The organism is Phaeobacter sp. CAU 1743, from assembly GCF_039839315.1.
GTDB classification, from domain to species: domain Bacteria; phylum Pseudomonadota; class Alphaproteobacteria; order Rhodobacterales; family Rhodobacteraceae; genus Phycobacter; species Phycobacter gallaeciensis_A.
Genome location: NZ_JBDOQR010000015.1, coordinates 66,213 through 80,884 on the forward strand (window position 1 = coordinate 66,213; position 14,672 = coordinate 80,884).

A 14,672-nucleotide genomic window follows, 5' to 3' on the forward strand; every position below is an offset into this window, starting at 1 on the left:
CTGTGCTGCCCGGCGCCCCAGCGCCCGGATCGGATCGCGTTGCGATCCGACCGCCTCCCTCGATGAAGCCCATGGTTCTCTCTGGCAGTTCGGGGCTTAGCGTGTATGGTTCGGCAAAAGCGCTGTGCCCTGCGTAAGCGGTAGTGCAAAGCGGATGAAGTACAGGGGAGCCCTTACATGCCAGTCTTGCGCGAAACCGAATTCACCGGAGAGATTGTCTGGATGGGACAGGTTCCGGCAAGAGAGGGGCTTGCAGCGATTCCACAGCAGGCAATGGACCTCGGCTTTGACGGCATCGCGGGGGAGCGTCACGAGGGCAGTTTGCGTCCCTCCTGCGTGCGGGTGAAGAACCTCTATCCCACCGGCACCGAAATCCGCAACGTGCGCCAGCTGACCATTCTCTCTGAGGAAGAACTGGCACTGATTGCCGCGGATATGGGGCTGGAGCAGATCGACCCAGCCTGGCTGGGTGCCAGCCTGGTGCTGCGCGGTATTCCCGATTTCACCTTCATCCCGCCCAGTTCCCGGCTGCAGGGGCCGGATGGCACCACCCTGACCGTGGATATGGAGAACCGCCCCTGCGTGCTGCCGGGGCGCGAGATCGAAAAGGATCATGGCGGCTACGGCGCGAAATTCAAACCTGCGGCGAAAAACCGACGGGGAATCACCGCCTGGGTAGAACGTCCGGGTCGGCTCTCAATCGGGGATGCTCTGACGGTTTTTGTACCGGATCAGCGCGCCTGGGCGCCCTGAAGCCGCGCCCGAAAGGAGCAATGCGTTCCTTTCGGACACTCGAAGTTCCGATCGAATTCGCCCTACGCCGCTTCAAGACACGATAATGTCGGAAATCACGCGCGCCATTTGCCGCAGTCTGGCTAAGTCTTGGTCAACTCCGGCCCGCGAGCCGGTCAACGGACAGAAACAGGTCAGGAACCAGGCCATGAGCTACAAGAGTGACATCGAAATCGCGCGCGAAGCGAAGAAGCTCCCCATTCAGGACATCGGCAGCAAGCTGGGCATGTCGCATGACGATCTGCTGCCCTACGGCCACGACAAGGCCAAGGTGAGCCAGTCCTTCATCAACTCGGTGCAGGACAAACCCGATGGCAAGCTGATCCTGGTGACCGCGATCAACCCAACCCCGGCGGGCGAAGGCAAGACCACCACCACCGTGGGGCTGGGCGATGGTCTGAACAAGATCGGCAAGAACGCCATGGTCTGTATCCGCGAAGCCTCGCTTGGTCCGAACTTCGGTATGAAGGGCGGCGCCGCTGGTGGTGGCTACGCGCAGGTCGTGCCGATGGAGGACATGAACCTCCACTTCACCGGTGACTTCCACGCGATCACCTCGGCACACTCGCTGCTGAGCGCGATGATCGACAACCACATCTACTGGGGCAACGAGCAGGAAATCGACATCCGCCGCGTCCAGTGGCGCCGCGTTGTCGATATGAACGACCGGGCCCTGCGCCAGATCAACGTCTCCCTCGGCGGTGTTGCCAACGGGTTCCCGCGCGAAGGTGGTTTCGACATCACCGTGGCCTCCGAAGTGATGGCGATCCTGTGCCTGGCCAACGACCTGCAGGATCTGGAAAAGCGTCTGGGCGCCATGATCGTGGCCTATCGCCGCGACCGCAGCCCGGTTTATTGCCGTGATATCAAGGCAGAAGGCGCCATGGCGGTGCTGCTGAAGGACGCAATGCAGCCGAACCTGGTGCAGACGCTGGAAAACAACCCGGCCTTTGTCCACGGCGGTCCCTTCGCCAACATCGCGCACGGCTGTAACTCTGTCATCGCGACAAAGACCGCGATGAAAGTTGCTGATTACGTGGTGACCGAAGCGGGATTTGGTGCGGACCTCGGCGCCGAGAAGTTCATGAACATCAAGTGCCGCAAGGCCGGTATCGCACCCGACTGCGTTGTGCTGGTCGCCACTGTGCGCGCGATGAAGATGAACGGCGGCGTGGCCAAGGCAGATCTTGGCGCCGAAAACGTCGAAGCGGTGATGGAAGGCTGCGCCAACCTCGGCCGTCACATCGGCAACCTGAAATCCTTTGGTGTGCCGGTTGTCGTCGCGATCAACCACTTCGTCACCGATACCGATGCGGAAATCCAGGCGGTCAAGGACTACGTGGAAACCCAGGGCTCCGAAGCGATCCTGTCGCGTCACTGGGAGCTGGGTTCGGAAGGCTCTGCCGATCTGGCCCGCCGCGTCGCGGAAATCGCCGACAGCGGCGTCAGCCAGTTCGCACCGCTCTACAACGATGAGCTGACCCTTTTTGAGAAGATCGAGCGCATCGCCAAGGGCATCTACCGCGCCGACGAAGTGCTGGCCGACAAGAAGATCCGCGATCAGCTGAAACTCTGGGAAGATCAGGGTTATGGCAACCTGCCGGTCTGTATGGCGAAGACCCAGTACAGCTTCTCGACCGATCCCAACCTGCGCGGCGCGCCCACCGGCCACTCGGTCCCGGTGCGTGAGGTCCGCCTCTCTGCGGGCGCCGGGTTTGTCGTGGTTGTCTGCGGCGAGATCATGACCATGCCGGGCCTGCCCCGCACCCCTGCGGCGGAAAACATCCATCTGAATGCCGAAGGGCAGATCGAAGGCTTGTTCTAAGGCGCAAATTGCGCAATCTGCGGCCCGGGGACCTATTCCCGGGCCGTAGGAGTTTTTGTAACGATGACCAACCCGAAACCACCGCAGGACTGTGCCGATATGGGCGAGTTGCGCGCCGCGATCGATACGCTTGATGTGGCACTGGTCAGGATGCTGCGGGCGCGGGCGGACTATATCGACCGGGCAGTGGAGCTGAAGCAGGTGAATGGCTGGCCCGCGCGGATCCCGGCCCGTGTTGAGGAGGTTGTCGTCAACGCCTGCCGCACCGCCGAGGCTGAGGGGCTCGATCCTGCTCTGGTCGAAGGTATCTGGCGCGATATGGTGGATTGGTCGATTTCGCGCGAGGCGCGAGAGATCCCCGAGACATGAGCGCGAGGCCGCATCCGGTCTTGCAGCCCTGAGAAGGAACGAAGCGATGGCAGCAAATATCATTGACGGCAAGGCCTTTGCGGCCAAGGTCCGCAGTCAGGTCGGCGAACATGTGGCGCGCCTGAAGGAAGAGCACGGTATCACCCCCGGTCTGGCGGTTGTGCTGGTGGGCGAGGATCCGGCGAGCCAGGTCTATGTCCGCTCCAAGGGCAAGCAGACCGTTGAGGTCGGCATGAACTCCTACGAGCACAAGCTGGAGGCGGATACCTCTGAGGCCGACCTGTTGGCGCTGATCGACCAGCTGAACAATGATCCCGCCGTGCATGGTATTCTGGTGCAGCTGCCGCTGCCCGGCCATCTGGACGAGGATCTGGTAATCAATGCCATCGACCCGGCCAAGGACGTGGACGGCTTCCATATTTCCAACGTGGGTCTATTGGGCACCGGCCAGAAATCCATGGTGCCCTGCACGCCGCTGGGCTGTCTGATGATGCTGCGTGATTATCACGGCAGCCTGTCGGGCATGGATGCGGTGGTGATCGGCCGCTCCAATATCGTGGGCAAACCGATGGCGCAGCTGCTGCTGGGGGACAGCTGCACCGTGACCATCGCGCATAGCCGCACCAAGGATCTGCCCGATGTGGTGCGCCGCGCCGATATCGTGGTGGCTGCCGTCGGGCGCCCGGAAATGGTGCCGGGCGACTGGATCAAGGAAGGCGCCACCGTGATTGACGTTGGTATCAACCGTATCGACGCCCCGGAAAAGGGCGAAGGCAAGACCCGCCTTGTCGGTGATGTGCATTTCGAAAGCGCTGCGGCGCGTGCCGGTGCCATCACCCCGGTGCCGGGTGGTGTCGGTCCGATGACCATCGCTTGCTTGTTGGCCAACACGGTCACCGCCTGCTGCCGGGCCAACGGTCTGGCAGAGCCGGAAGGTCTGACCGCCTGATTGCTTTGATACTCTGACGCTTTTGTCAGCTGCACCCGCCGGACTGTTTCGGCGGGTGTTTTGCTTTTGGGGGTCTGGTGGAGCAGGGGCCTACTTTGCGACCGGCACCATGGTGCCTTGCAGGATCGCCACCAGCTTTTCTTCCTCACCGGTGATGGCATGGACTTCGCAGGTGGCCACGACCAGCCGCCGTCCGGGTTTCACCACGGTGCCGGTGGCCCGCAGGCGATCCCCAGCGCCGGGCGCCAGCAGGTTGATCTTGATCTCTGCGGTCATCACTTCCTGATCCTCGGGCATCAGGGACAGCGCCGCGTATCCTGCTGCGGTATCGCCGATGGCAAAGGTCAACGCCGCGTGGGCGACGCCATGCTGTTGCAGGCTGCTGGGCAGGATAGGGGCGGAGACCACCACCTTGCCTGGCGCTACGGAATCCAGCGTGGCGCCGAGGGTTTGCATCATGCTTTGGCGGGCGAAACTGTCTGATATGCGATCTGTGCTCATGCCGCGATCATACGGCCTGCAGGGACCGGTGGGAACAAGACGTTGCGTTAGCGGGGCCGGTCTAGCTGGGCCAACCTAGCGAGGCATTGGGCAGGGCAGGGGTTTTGGTCCGGTCAGGATCGCAATCGCTTCTGGCGCCATCAGTCCCGCAAGGGCAGGATCACTGCTGCGCAGCCCACCGGTATAGGTGCCAAAGGCGGGCAGGATCAGTCGGGTGCGATCCAGCAGAAAGGCGGGGCGGGCACTGCCCCGGCGTAGCCGCGCCTTGGGGTGGTAGTGGCCCGAGACCTCTCCTGCTTCGGCGTCACCCTCGGCAATATGGCGAAAGGTGAGCGGGCCAAGGCGCATCTCGGTGCAGGAGCGACCGCCAAATCCCGCAGGGCCCGGATCGTGGTTGCCCTCCACCCAGATCCAGTCCTGTGCGGCGATCAGGCTGCGCAGGTCCTGCACGTCCTCTGGCGGCAGCGCCTGGGCGGCGGCCAGATCGTCGAAACTGTCGCCAAGGCAGAGCACGGTTTCGGGCTGGAGTTGCCGGATCAGCGCCGCCAGCCGCGCCAGTGTATCGCGGGTCTCATAAGGGGGCAGGGGAGCGCCGCCGCGCCGCAGGTGGCGCTCAGATTTGCCCATATGCAGGTCCGAGACACAAAGAAGGCGCCGCTCTGTCCACCAGAGCGCGCCGCTGCCAAGCGCGGTGAGCTGTGCGCCTGCCAGTGTGAAATCATAGCCGACCAAGGTGCCCTGAAATCCTGCCGGATCGTTCATGGATCCAGCTCCGCGAGGCCCGAGGTGCGCATCAGTTCTTCGGCTTCGCGCTCCAGCAGTTTTTGTGCTCCAGCGCCCTGAACCGGCACCTTTCCCATTTCCAACAGTAAGGGCGCGGCCAGCGGGCTGATCCGCTCAAGTCGCCGCAGGGTCACGCGGCCGCGGATGCGGTCGGCCATCTCCTCGATACGGGCAAAATCCACCAGCCCGCTCAGCGCTTCGTCGCGGGTGATATCCAGCAGCAGGTGACCGGGATCGTATTTGCGTAGCGTGTCATAAAGGATATCGGACGAAAACGTCGCCTGCCGCCCGGATTTGCGGGCGCCGGGGCTGTTGCGTTCGATCAGCCCGGCGATGGTGGCCGCGCCGCGAAAGGCGCGTTTCATCACCGCGTTTTCCGCCAGCCAGCGCTCCAGCCCGTCGCGCAGGGCGTCGGCCTTCAGCAAGGGCGCGGGGTCGGTCAGCTCCGCAAGGCCCCAGATCAGCGTGGCGTAATCTGTGGCGACAAAGCCCAGCGGATCAAGGCCCAGCTCCTCCATCCGTTTGGTCACCAGCAGCCCCAGCGTCTGCTGCGCGTTGCGTCCGGCAAAGCCATAAAGACAGGCGTGTTCCCGGCCCTGATGCGGAAAGCTTTCGATCAGCATCTGCCCGGCGCGGGGCAATTCGGACACCTGGCGCTGCAGGTCCAGCCAGTCAGCGGTGTGGGCGGGCAGATCGGGCCAGTCGCCGCGCGCCAGAAGGTCCAGAATGCCCTGGCTCAATTGGGTGGAGGTGGCGAATTTGGTGCCCGAGAACACGGCGATCTTCGGCTTGCGGCCCCGGTCGCGGCTGACCTCCACTGTCATTTCGCGCAAGGATTCATAGCGCACGATCTGGCCACCGATCAGGAAGGTATCGCCGGGGGTCAATGTGGCGGCAAAGGCCTCTTCGATCTCGCCCAGCGGCTTGCCGCCGCGGCTGTGTTTCATCCGCACCTTCAGAAGGTCGGCGTCCTGAATGGTGCCGATATTCATGCGGATGCGGGCCGCCGCGCGCGGATCGCGCAGCTGCCACAGGCCGTCCGGGCGCTGTAGCAGGCGCTGCCATTGGTCATAGGCGCGCAGGGCGTAACCGCCGGTGGCGCAGAAATCGAGACAGGCATCGAATTCCGCGCGGCTGAGGGCAGCATAGGCGCCTGTGCTGATGACCTCGGCGAAAAGCGCATCGGCATCAAACGGTCCCGCGCAGGCGGTGATCTGGATATGCTGGCACAGCACGTCGCGCGGCCCCGGTGGGCGCGGGTCACCATCAAGCCTGCCTGCCTGCACCGCCTCCAGCGCGGCGTGGCATTCGATCACTTCAAACCGGTTGGCGGGCACCAGCAGAGCCTTGGACGGGGCGTTGTAGCGGTGATTTGCCCGCCCGGTGCGCTGCACCAGCCGTTTGACGTTCTTTGGGGCGCCGATCTGGATCACCAGATCCACGTTGCCCCAGTCGATGCCCAGATCCAGCGAGCCGGTACAGACCACGGCGCGCAGCTCTCCGGCGACCATCGCGGCCTCGACCCGCTCGCGCTGCGCCCGGTCAAGCGAGCCGTGATGAATGGCGATGGGCAGCGCATCCTCATTGGCGAGCCACAGGTTGTGAAAGAAGATTTCCGCCTGTGCCCGGGTGTTGTGAAAGATCAGCGTGGTCTGATGGGCGCGGATCTGTTCCAGCACGGCAGGGATCGCATAGGCCGCGCCGCCCCCGGCCCAGGGCGGTGCCTCGGCCGTGTGCAACATGGCGATATCGGGGGCGGGGCCGGTATCAGCCAGCACGATATCGCAGGGGTCCGGATGGCGCGCCAGATAGCGGGCGATGGCGGCGGGATTATCCACCGTGGCCGAGAGCCCCACCCGGCGCAGATCCGGGCAGAGGCTTTGCAGCCGCGCCAGTGCCAGCATCAGCTGATCGCCGCGTTTGCTTTCGGCGAGAGCGTGGATTTCGTCGATGACGATGCGCCGCAGCCCGCCAAAGGTCCGGGTGGCATCCTCGTAGGAGACCATCAGCGCCAGGCTTTCGGGGGTGGTCAGCAGGATATGCGGTGGGTCGGCGCGCTGGCGTTTGCGGCGCGATTGCGGGGTGTCGCCGGTGCGATCGTCAATCCGGATCGGCAGTCCCATTTCCTCAACCGGCGTGCGCAGGTTGCGTTTGATATCCGCCGCCAGCGCCTTGAGTGGTGAGACATAGAGCGTGTGCAGACCTTCGTGGCTGCCGTCCGCCAGCTCGGCCAGCGTCGGTAGGAAACCGGCCATCGTCTTGCCGCCGCCGGTGGGGGCGATCAGCAGCGTGGCGGGCTCGGTGGCACGGTCCAGCATGTCCTGCTGATGCGGATGGATGGACCAGCCCCGGGCGCTGAACCAGTCCAGGATTCGGGGCGGCAAGGGGGCGGTGCTATCCATAAAGGTTCCGTTTGGGGCAGCGGCGGGCAGGGCGTCAGGAGGCGCCGGGGACCTGCGCCAGCCGTGCGCTGATGGCGTTGATCTCGTCCGGGAAACGGTTGTTGCCGATATCCCCGGCTTCTTCGGTCCAGGTGACGAACCGTTCGAACAGGGGGACAAATAGGGCGAGTTCCTCTTCGCTCCAGCCCGACAGGAATTCGCCAAGAACAAGGAACTTGAACTGGCGCACGGCTTCGATGATGGCGGTGCCCCGTTCCGTCAGCTCGACCAGAGTGCGGCGGGCGTCACGCTGGCTGACGGTGCGCCGGGCCAGCCCTCGGGCGATCAGGTCGCTGGTCAGCCGTGAGGCCCGCGACGGGTCGATGCGCAGGCGCGCGGCAACGGTGGAGACCATGACCTCTTCCTCGGCATCGTCGCTGCCAAAGGTGCTCGCCGGGGCCCAGATCGCCATCATCACGTCAAGCTGGGCCAGATCGACCTCCTCGGCCAGCCCAAAGGCCGCCAGCGCCGCCGAGCCTAGCTCGCGCTTGTTCACCCGGCGCCGCCACTGTTGCAGCACGTCGTCAATCTCCAGCGCTGCCGTGCTGGTGCGGCTGTCAATCCCGGCCTGTTCCAGGAAATTCGTCAGTTCGGTGTTGCGCCCGGCTATGGTTCCATCCTCCAGGAGGTCGTCGGCCCGGGGGGCTGACAAAATTACATGCTATTGACATGTAAATGACGTCGTCATACATGTGCTATTATCAGATGACCTGTTTCAGGGCCGAACGCAATGCAACTGCGGAGCGGCCCCCTTTCAAATCAAGCCAGAGCAAGGATTATCACGTGAGCGGACCGATCCCAAGCACCCCCGGAGCCCTGGACGACCGAGAGCTGAAGCTGATGATCGGCGCGGTGGCCTCTGTTTTGTTCATTGCCTCGCTGGGTCAGACGGTGGTGACGACGGCGCTGCCCACGATTCTGAGCGAGCTGGGCGGATTGTCGCAGATCACCTGGGTCATTACCGCCTATCTGATGGCGGCGACCGTCGGGGCGCCGGTCTGTGGCAAGCTGGGTGACCTGTTCGGGCGCAAGCCGGTGATGCAGGGCGGCATCGTGGTGTTTCTTGTTGGCTCACTTATCTGCGCGCTGGCGCCGAACCTCTGGGTGCTGGTGGCAGGGCGGTTTGTGCAGGGCGTTGGCGGCGGCGGGCTGATCGTCGTCTCTATGGCCACTGTCGCCGATGCTGTCCCCGCCCGCGAGCGGGGCCGCTATCAGGGGATGCTGGGCAGCGTCTTTGCTGCCTCAACCGTGGTCGGCCCGCTGGCGGGGGGCTTTATCGTGCAGCATTTCGCGTGGGAGTGGCTGTTCCTGCTGAACCTGCCGCTGGGGCTGGCGGCTTTTGTGGTGTTGGCCCGTTCGCTGGCCACGGTGCCGACCGGGCGGCGACCGTCGATTGACTATGCCGGCGGGTTGAGCCTGTCGCTGCTGCTTTCACTGGCGGTGATCTCCGCCAGCCTTGGCGGCTCTACCCTGCCCTGGAGCAGCGCAGAGATGCAGGGGCTGTTGATCGCGACACTGGCGGCGCTGGCCGTCTTTGTGATGATCGAAAGCCGCGCCAAGGAGCCGATCCTGCCGCTGCGCCTGTTCCGGATCAACAATTTCCTGGTGTCCAACGCAGTTGGGCTGATCGTCGGTTCGGCGATGTTCGGTACCATCGTGTTTGTGCCCTTTTTCATGCAGGTGGTGCGGGGCATGTCGCCGGCGCTGTCGGGCATGTTCACCTTTCCGATGATGGTCGGGATCATCCTTGGTTCCTCCATCTCGGGGCGGATCATGGTGCGGACCGGGCGGTATCGGTGGATGCCCACCGTATCCACGCTGATCCTGGCCGGGGCGATGGCCTCCCTTGCGCAGATGGGCACCAGCACACCCGAATGGTGGATTGCGGTGTCGATGGTGCTGACCGGTCTGGGGATTGGGCCGGTGATGGCGGTTGGCGTCACTTCGATTCAGAACGCGGTGCCGCTGACCATGGTCGGTGTCGGCACCGCCAGCGCCAATATGTTCCGGATGATCGGCGGCTCGGTCGGCACGGCGGTCTTTGGCGCGGTGTTTGCCGCCGGTCTGACGCGGGAACTGGGCGGCGCCCTTGGCGGTATGAACCCGCGTAGCCTCAGCAAGGATGCCATCATGGCGATGGAGCCCGGCCTGCGCGAGGCGGTGGTGACCGGCATCGCCGAGGCGCTGCACCCGGTGTTCTGGGCAGCAACGGTGCTGGCTTGCCTTGCCTGCCTGATGTCGCTGTTCCTGGCGGAAATCCCGCTGGAGGAGCGCAGCATGAGCCGGACGGCAGAAGCGGATTAGATGCCGCCAAAAGGCAGGCCGCACAGAGCCTGATCCGGGGCGTGCTGTTTGCCGCGCCTTACTTCACGATTTCCTCGTCCTTGACAAACATGTTCGCCCAGGCCCGGTCGATCAGATCGGGGCTCATCTCGTAGGGGATGCCTTCGAAATCGCAGATCGCCATCATCTGGTCGATCAGGAACACCGGCTGGTAGTTGGCGTATACGTTGTCGATGGTGGGGTATTTCGTCTTCAGGAGATGCACCAATGTGGCCTCGTCCAGGCGCATCCCTTTCTTGCGGGCCACCAGCGCAAAGATCTTGAGGAAGTTTTCCTGATCCGGACCGTCGATCTTGATCTTGAAGAAGATCCGACGCAGCGCGGCCTGGTCAAAGATCTCGTTCGGGTGAAAGTTGGTGGAAAAGATCACCAGCGTGTCGAAGGGCACTTCGAACTTTTCGCCCGATTGCAGGGCAAGAATATCGCGCCCCTCTTCCAGTGGCACAATCCAGCGGTTGACCAGGGCCTGTGGCGGCTCTGCCTGACGGCCAAGGTCGTCGACGATGAAGATGCCGCCAGTGGATTTCAATTGCAGCGGCGCCTGGTAGGTACGCGCGGTCGGGTTGTAGACCAGATCCAGCATCGAAAGGGACAATTCGCCGCCTGTGACCACGGTGGGCCGTTCGCATTTCACATAGCGCGTGTCGAACCGGCGCGGGCGGCGCAGGGCATTGGGGTCTTCGGCTTCTTCGGGGGCCGCGGTGTGCACGATGGGGTCATAGACAGTGATAACCTGACCGGCGTATTCGATGGCGCGGGGTACATAGACACAATCACCCAGGGCATCGCGGATCCCGTTCGAGATCGAGGATTTCCCGTTGCCGGGCGGGCCATACATCAGGATCGACCGGCCAGCGCTGACGGCAGGGCCGAGGTGATCCAGCAGGCTGTCGGGCAGGATAAGGTGCCCCATCGCATCGGTCAGTTGCTGCCGGGTGACCATGATGTTGCGGATCGACTGGCGTTCGACCTGTTCGCGGTAGACATCCAGCGGCACAGGCATGGCGCCGTAGTATTCGGACTGGCTGAGCGCATCGAGCGCGCGCGCGCGCCCCGCATCGGTCAGCTGATAGCCCATTTCATTGCCGCTGTTGGCGTTGAGCGTGCCGGTCGCCTCCAGCAGTTTCTGTTCGCGGGCCATGTCGACCAGTTCCTGCGTCACTGGGATCGGCAGGCACAGCGCGGCGGCGATATCGCTGACCATATCCGCGTTCTTGCGGAACATGGTTTTTAGAAGGATATCGCGCATCATCACGATGGGCAGCTGCATCTGGGCAAGCCCCTTGGGCGCGGGCGGCGCCACCACGGCGCTGGTCTGCATGTTCATGTCACGGCCTGTCTGTTCATCCTGTGCCCCTGCTACGCCTCTGCCTGGCGGGGCAGGGGACAAGAGCTGCGTTGCTGACCTCACAGTCTATTCACCACTGTGGCAAGACAACGGCAATGCTGGTGCATTTCCGGGAAAGGCGTTGCAATTTGAGCTGGATTTTAGTGACCGACAGGAGGTCTCAGCTTTGGTATCAGGCGGCTGCAGGCAGGCTGCCAAACAGGGCGCCAAGGATCAGGTAGATGGCCAATGTGCCGCCAAGGCATAGGCCCATGGGAAACTTGCTGCCGACGTTCCAGCTGCGCCAGTCGGGCGCGAGCCTGCGCAGCGGTGTGTATTTCACCAGCCTATGGGTGACAAAGCCGGCAAGGAGATTGGCGGAAAAGATCATCATCACCGCAGGCAGATCAGCGAGCGCCACCAGCGGCGCGGCAGCCCCGGCGAATTTGGCATCCCCGGCGCCGATCATGCCGGCCGAATAGAACAGAAAGCCAAGGCCGATCCCGACCGGAAGATGCAGCAGCTGCCAGCCATAATCGGCCCAGGACGGCATCACGAAAAGCCCAACCACCACATAGACTGCACCCAGCGTGTCATTGATCCAGTTGGGAATGCGCATGCCGCGCAGATCCGTCAGCGCTGCCGCATAGCACAGCGGCAGCACGAAGGGCAGGAACCACAGCGCGGCCTGGGCCGGGATGGCCAGATGGACCATGGATCAGCCGTTTTCGAGGGCTGCCAGCGAACGGGCTGCGGCCTCAAAATGCTGGGGATGGGTAGCGATGGCTTCGCGCAGCAGGTTCTCACCTGTCTTGACGTCGCCCTGCTTCACCGCCGACAGCGCCAACGTGTGCAGCAGTTGGGCGCGCTCCGTCTGATCTAGCGGGATCACCGGCAGGGTGTAATTGCGCTGGGCACCGCGGGCCAGAACCAGATTGTTCTTGGCGGTGAACAGCGAGGGATCCTGACGGATGGCGTCGCTGAATAGGCGCTCGGCCTGGGCATAGCTGCCGCGCGAGAGTTTTGAATAGCCCCAGTTGTTCATCACCTTGGCTGGCTGCGTGGTAAGGCCAGTGGCGATTTCATAGAAACTGTCGGCGCGTTTCCATTCCTTGTTGGCATCCGCCACCATCGCCTCAAGCCGATACCGGCGATAGGTTTCATGTGTTGGTGGCACTGAATCCAGCGCGGCCTTTGCGCCTTTCCAATCGCCGGTGCGGATCAGGGCGTCTGCCAGCGAGACCTTGTCTTCCACGGTCGCCTCGGGGTGGGCAGCGACTTTTTTCCAGGCGCTTGCGGCCTCGGTATTGCGTTTGGCGCGGATCATCGAAGTGGCCAGTCCGCGCTGGAAATCGATCCGGTCCGGAGCGGATTTCAGCGATTTCTGGAAGTAGCTCACCGCCTCATTCGGGTCCGCCACGGTCAGCATCACATCGTTGAGGTTGTGTTCATCGACGACGTTCACGTCCTGAAACGCCCGTTCGACGGTTTCCTTGCCATCGGGTTTCATGCAGGCCGACAGGGTCAGTGCGCCGATCAGGCATGGTGTCACAAGAATTGACTGGCGCATTTTATGCGTCCTTTTGCTGCTCTGCCTTTGCGGTCTTGGGGTCAGGGCACCTTGCCAATCCGGTAACTGCCGCCGCCTTGCCGCATCAAAGTGTAGTCGTTTCGACCTTCGTTTTGCGGATCACTATGCGCAGATTTTTCAAGATTTTCGAGAGCCCGGCGCAAATTATCCCGGATTGCGTCACTTTCGCCATTATCCAGCGCATAGGCACGGCGCAGAATTTGTGTGGCTTCCGGAGTTTTTCCGCGCTCCATAAGGACGACGCCAAGGTTGTTCAGGGCCTCGGGCCAGTCTGGCGCGGCCTTTGTTGCGCGTCGCAGCAGGGTTTCTGCCTGACCCAGACGGCCAAGTCCCAGATTGGCCGATCCCATGCTGGACAGCACCTCGGCGGTCAGCCCGTGCTCCAGCCCGGCGCGGGTAAAGGCGTCAAGGGCCAGCTCGTACTCTCCGGCATCCATCAGCCGGTGGCCGACCACCAGCCCGTCCTCGGCCTGTTTGCGGGTGTCCACGCCGGGTGCCCAGGGGCTGGCGGGATCTTGATGCATAATCTGCGTATCGCAGGCCCCAACAGCAAACACCGCCATCAGCGCGGCGGCACGGATGGCGGTTTCAGAAACGTATGGGCGGTGGGGCACTGCCCTCCGCGAATTGGCCATGATCAGTTACCCATGTTGCCCATATTCATGATGCCCTGCACCGAAGGTCCGACCAGAATGATCAGCAGTGGCGGCACCGTCAGGCCCATTGTGGCAAGAGTCATTTTCACTGGCAACTTGTTTGCGGCCTCTTCGGCGCGCATCACGCGTTTGTCCCGCATTTCGTCCGCATAGACACGCAACGCATCGGCGATCGAGGTGCCGAAGGCCTGCGACTGGATCATCACGGTAGTGAAGGAGGAGACATCCTGCACCCCGCAGCGGGTGCCCATGTCGCGCAGCACCTTTTCCCGTTCCTTGCCCGCTTTCATTTCATAGGCCACCACTTCGAACTCCTCGGCCAGCGCCGGGTAAGAGGCGTGCAGTTCCTTGGCGACGCGCACGATGGACTGGTCCAGCGACTGACCTGCCTCAACGCAGACCAGCATCATGTCGAGCGCATCGGGAAAGCCTTGGGTGATCTGTTTCTTGCGCTCTTCGATACGGCGGGTGACCCAGTATTTGGGCAGCATATAGCCCGCGCCGCCGGGCCCGATGATGCGCAGTGCCAACTGCTGGCTGTCGTATTCGGTGTCGGCCTTCAGCACGAAGACAAAGAACAACCCCGCTCCAAGCCCCAGAAGACCCAGGGCAAACTGGGCAAAATGGAACAGGCGCACTGAGTCCTTTGAGGCATAGCCGGCCTGACGCAGCTTCAGTTCCATTGCCGAAAGTTCCTCGGCGTTCTGCGGCTCCAGGAAGGAGGCGAATTTTTGCAGCTGTTCGTTGCGGTTGGCCTGGCGCAGCCGTTCTTTTTGCGGTTTGGCCTGCGTTTCCGGCGCCATGTTCTTTTGCAGCTTCTTCAGCGGATCCTCAGGCTGATTGAGGAGCAGCGGGATTGCTAGCAGGATCATGAACAGACCCAGCAGACCCAGCGCCAGCAGCGGGCCAAAGGCACCGAACTGATCGGTCAGAAAGCCGTTGATGTCGGACAGAATGGACATGTCGCGCTCCTTAGAGTCTGATTCAAAACTTTTCGAGTGAATTCATTGTCTTGCGAGCATCCGCGTGACGCGGCGGATGTGTGCGATTGTGACCCAAGCTGCCGCGCTGGCGATGGATTTTTCCCAATCCTTC

Annotated in this window: 14 protein-coding genes and 1 pseudogene; 5 read left to right on the top strand and 10 right to left on the bottom strand. The window is 62.9% G+C overall.

The annotated features are described in order from the left end of the window. The first annotated feature begins 177 nt into the window (after positions 1-177). The 4 genes from AAFO90_RS08375 to folD all read left to right on the top strand — a co-directional run bounded on the left by AAFO90_RS08375 (position 178) and on the right by folD (position 3,935). Positions 178-753, top strand: coding sequence for a sulfurase (locus AAFO90_RS08375; RefSeq protein WP_347509086.1), 576 nt, complete (start codon positions 178-180; stop codon positions 751-753). Between the two features lie 187 nt (positions 754-940). Further along, on the top strand, positions 941-2,617 hold the full coding sequence (locus AAFO90_RS08380) for a formate--tetrahydrofolate ligase (protein WP_274837641.1): 1,677 nt from the start codon (positions 941-943) through the stop codon (positions 2,615-2,617). Between the two features lie 63 nt (positions 2,618-2,680). Further along, positions 2,681-2,986 (top strand): chorismate mutase, encoded by a 306-nt coding sequence (locus AAFO90_RS08385; RefSeq protein WP_274834509.1) that lies wholly within the window; start codon positions 2,681-2,683, stop codon positions 2,984-2,986. Positions 2,987-3,032: 46 nt separating this feature from the next. Continuing rightward, positions 3,033-3,935, top strand: a complete 903-nt coding sequence (gene folD, locus AAFO90_RS08390; RefSeq protein WP_347509087.1) for a bifunctional methylenetetrahydrofolate dehydrogenase/methenyltetrahydrofolate cyclohydrolase FolD — start codon at positions 3,033-3,035, stop codon at positions 3,933-3,935. A 90-nt stretch (positions 3,936-4,025) separates the two neighbouring features. On the opposite strand, the gene AAFO90_RS08395 is transcribed toward folD, so the two are convergent. From AAFO90_RS08395 to AAFO90_RS08410, 4 genes are all read right to left on the bottom strand, one after another. Continuing rightward, positions 4,026-4,436, bottom strand: coding sequence for a PaaI family thioesterase (locus tag AAFO90_RS08395; RefSeq protein ID WP_274831308.1), 411 nt, complete (start codon positions 4,434-4,436; stop codon positions 4,026-4,028). A gap of 75 nt (positions 4,437-4,511) precedes the next feature. After that, positions 4,512-5,168 carry a ligase-associated DNA damage response endonuclease PdeM gene (gene pdeM, locus AAFO90_RS08400; RefSeq protein ID WP_347509095.1) on the bottom strand — a complete coding sequence of 219 codons (657 nt, stop codon included), beginning with the start codon at positions 5,166-5,168 and terminating at the stop codon, positions 4,512-4,514. Positions 5,169-5,194: 26 nt separating this feature from the next. Further along, positions 5,195-7,621, bottom strand: a complete 2,427-nt coding sequence (locus tag AAFO90_RS08405; protein ID WP_347509089.1) for a ligase-associated DNA damage response DEXH box helicase — start codon at positions 7,619-7,621, stop codon at positions 5,195-5,197. Positions 7,622-7,655: 34 nt separating this feature from the next. Continuing rightward, the gene (locus AAFO90_RS08410; protein ID WP_274834506.1) at positions 7,656-8,312 is read right to left on the bottom strand and encodes a MarR family transcriptional regulator; all 657 of its coding nucleotides are present in this window, start codon (positions 8,310-8,312) and stop codon (positions 7,656-7,658) included. Positions 8,313-8,443: 131 nt separating this feature from the next. Here AAFO90_RS08410 and AAFO90_RS08415 point away from each other — a divergent pair, with 131 nt between their 5' ends. After that, a complete protein-coding gene (locus AAFO90_RS08415; RefSeq protein WP_065273727.1) occupies positions 8,444-9,964 on the top strand; it encodes an MFS transporter in 1,521 nt (506 codons plus the stop codon). Positions 9,965-10,022: 58 nt separating this feature from the next. Here AAFO90_RS08415 and AAFO90_RS08420 read toward each other — a convergent pair whose 3' ends face one another. From AAFO90_RS08420 to AAFO90_RS08445, 6 genes and pseudogenes are all read right to left on the bottom strand, one after another. After that, on the bottom strand, positions 10,023-11,330 hold the full coding sequence (locus tag AAFO90_RS08420) for an ATPase (RefSeq protein ID WP_274867038.1): 1,308 nt from the start codon (positions 11,328-11,330) through the stop codon (positions 10,023-10,025). 193 nt (positions 11,331-11,523) lie between these two features. Beyond that, on the bottom strand, positions 11,524-12,045 hold the full coding sequence (locus AAFO90_RS08425) for a prepilin peptidase (RefSeq protein ID WP_274831303.1): 522 nt from the start codon (positions 12,043-12,045) through the stop codon (positions 11,524-11,526). 3 nt (positions 12,046-12,048) lie between these two features. Beyond that, positions 12,049-12,900 carry a tetratricopeptide repeat protein gene (locus AAFO90_RS08430; protein WP_347509091.1) on the bottom strand — a complete coding sequence of 284 codons (852 nt, stop codon included), beginning with the start codon at positions 12,898-12,900 and terminating at the stop codon, positions 12,049-12,051. A gap of 41 nt (positions 12,901-12,941) precedes the next feature. Beyond that, on the bottom strand, positions 12,942-13,484 hold the full coding sequence (locus AAFO90_RS08435; RefSeq protein ID WP_347509097.1) for a tetratricopeptide repeat protein: 543 nt from the start codon (positions 13,482-13,484) through the stop codon (positions 12,942-12,944). Between the two features lie 74 nt (positions 13,485-13,558). Further along, the gene (locus tag AAFO90_RS08440) at positions 13,559-14,539 is read right to left on the bottom strand and encodes a type II secretion system F family protein (RefSeq protein ID WP_274827743.1); all 981 of its coding nucleotides are present in this window, start codon (positions 14,537-14,539) and stop codon (positions 13,559-13,561) included. Positions 14,540-14,581: 42 nt separating this feature from the next. Continuing rightward, positions 14,582-14,672: pseudogene (locus tag AAFO90_RS08445) on the bottom strand (IS5/IS1182 family transposase); the annotation flags it as partial.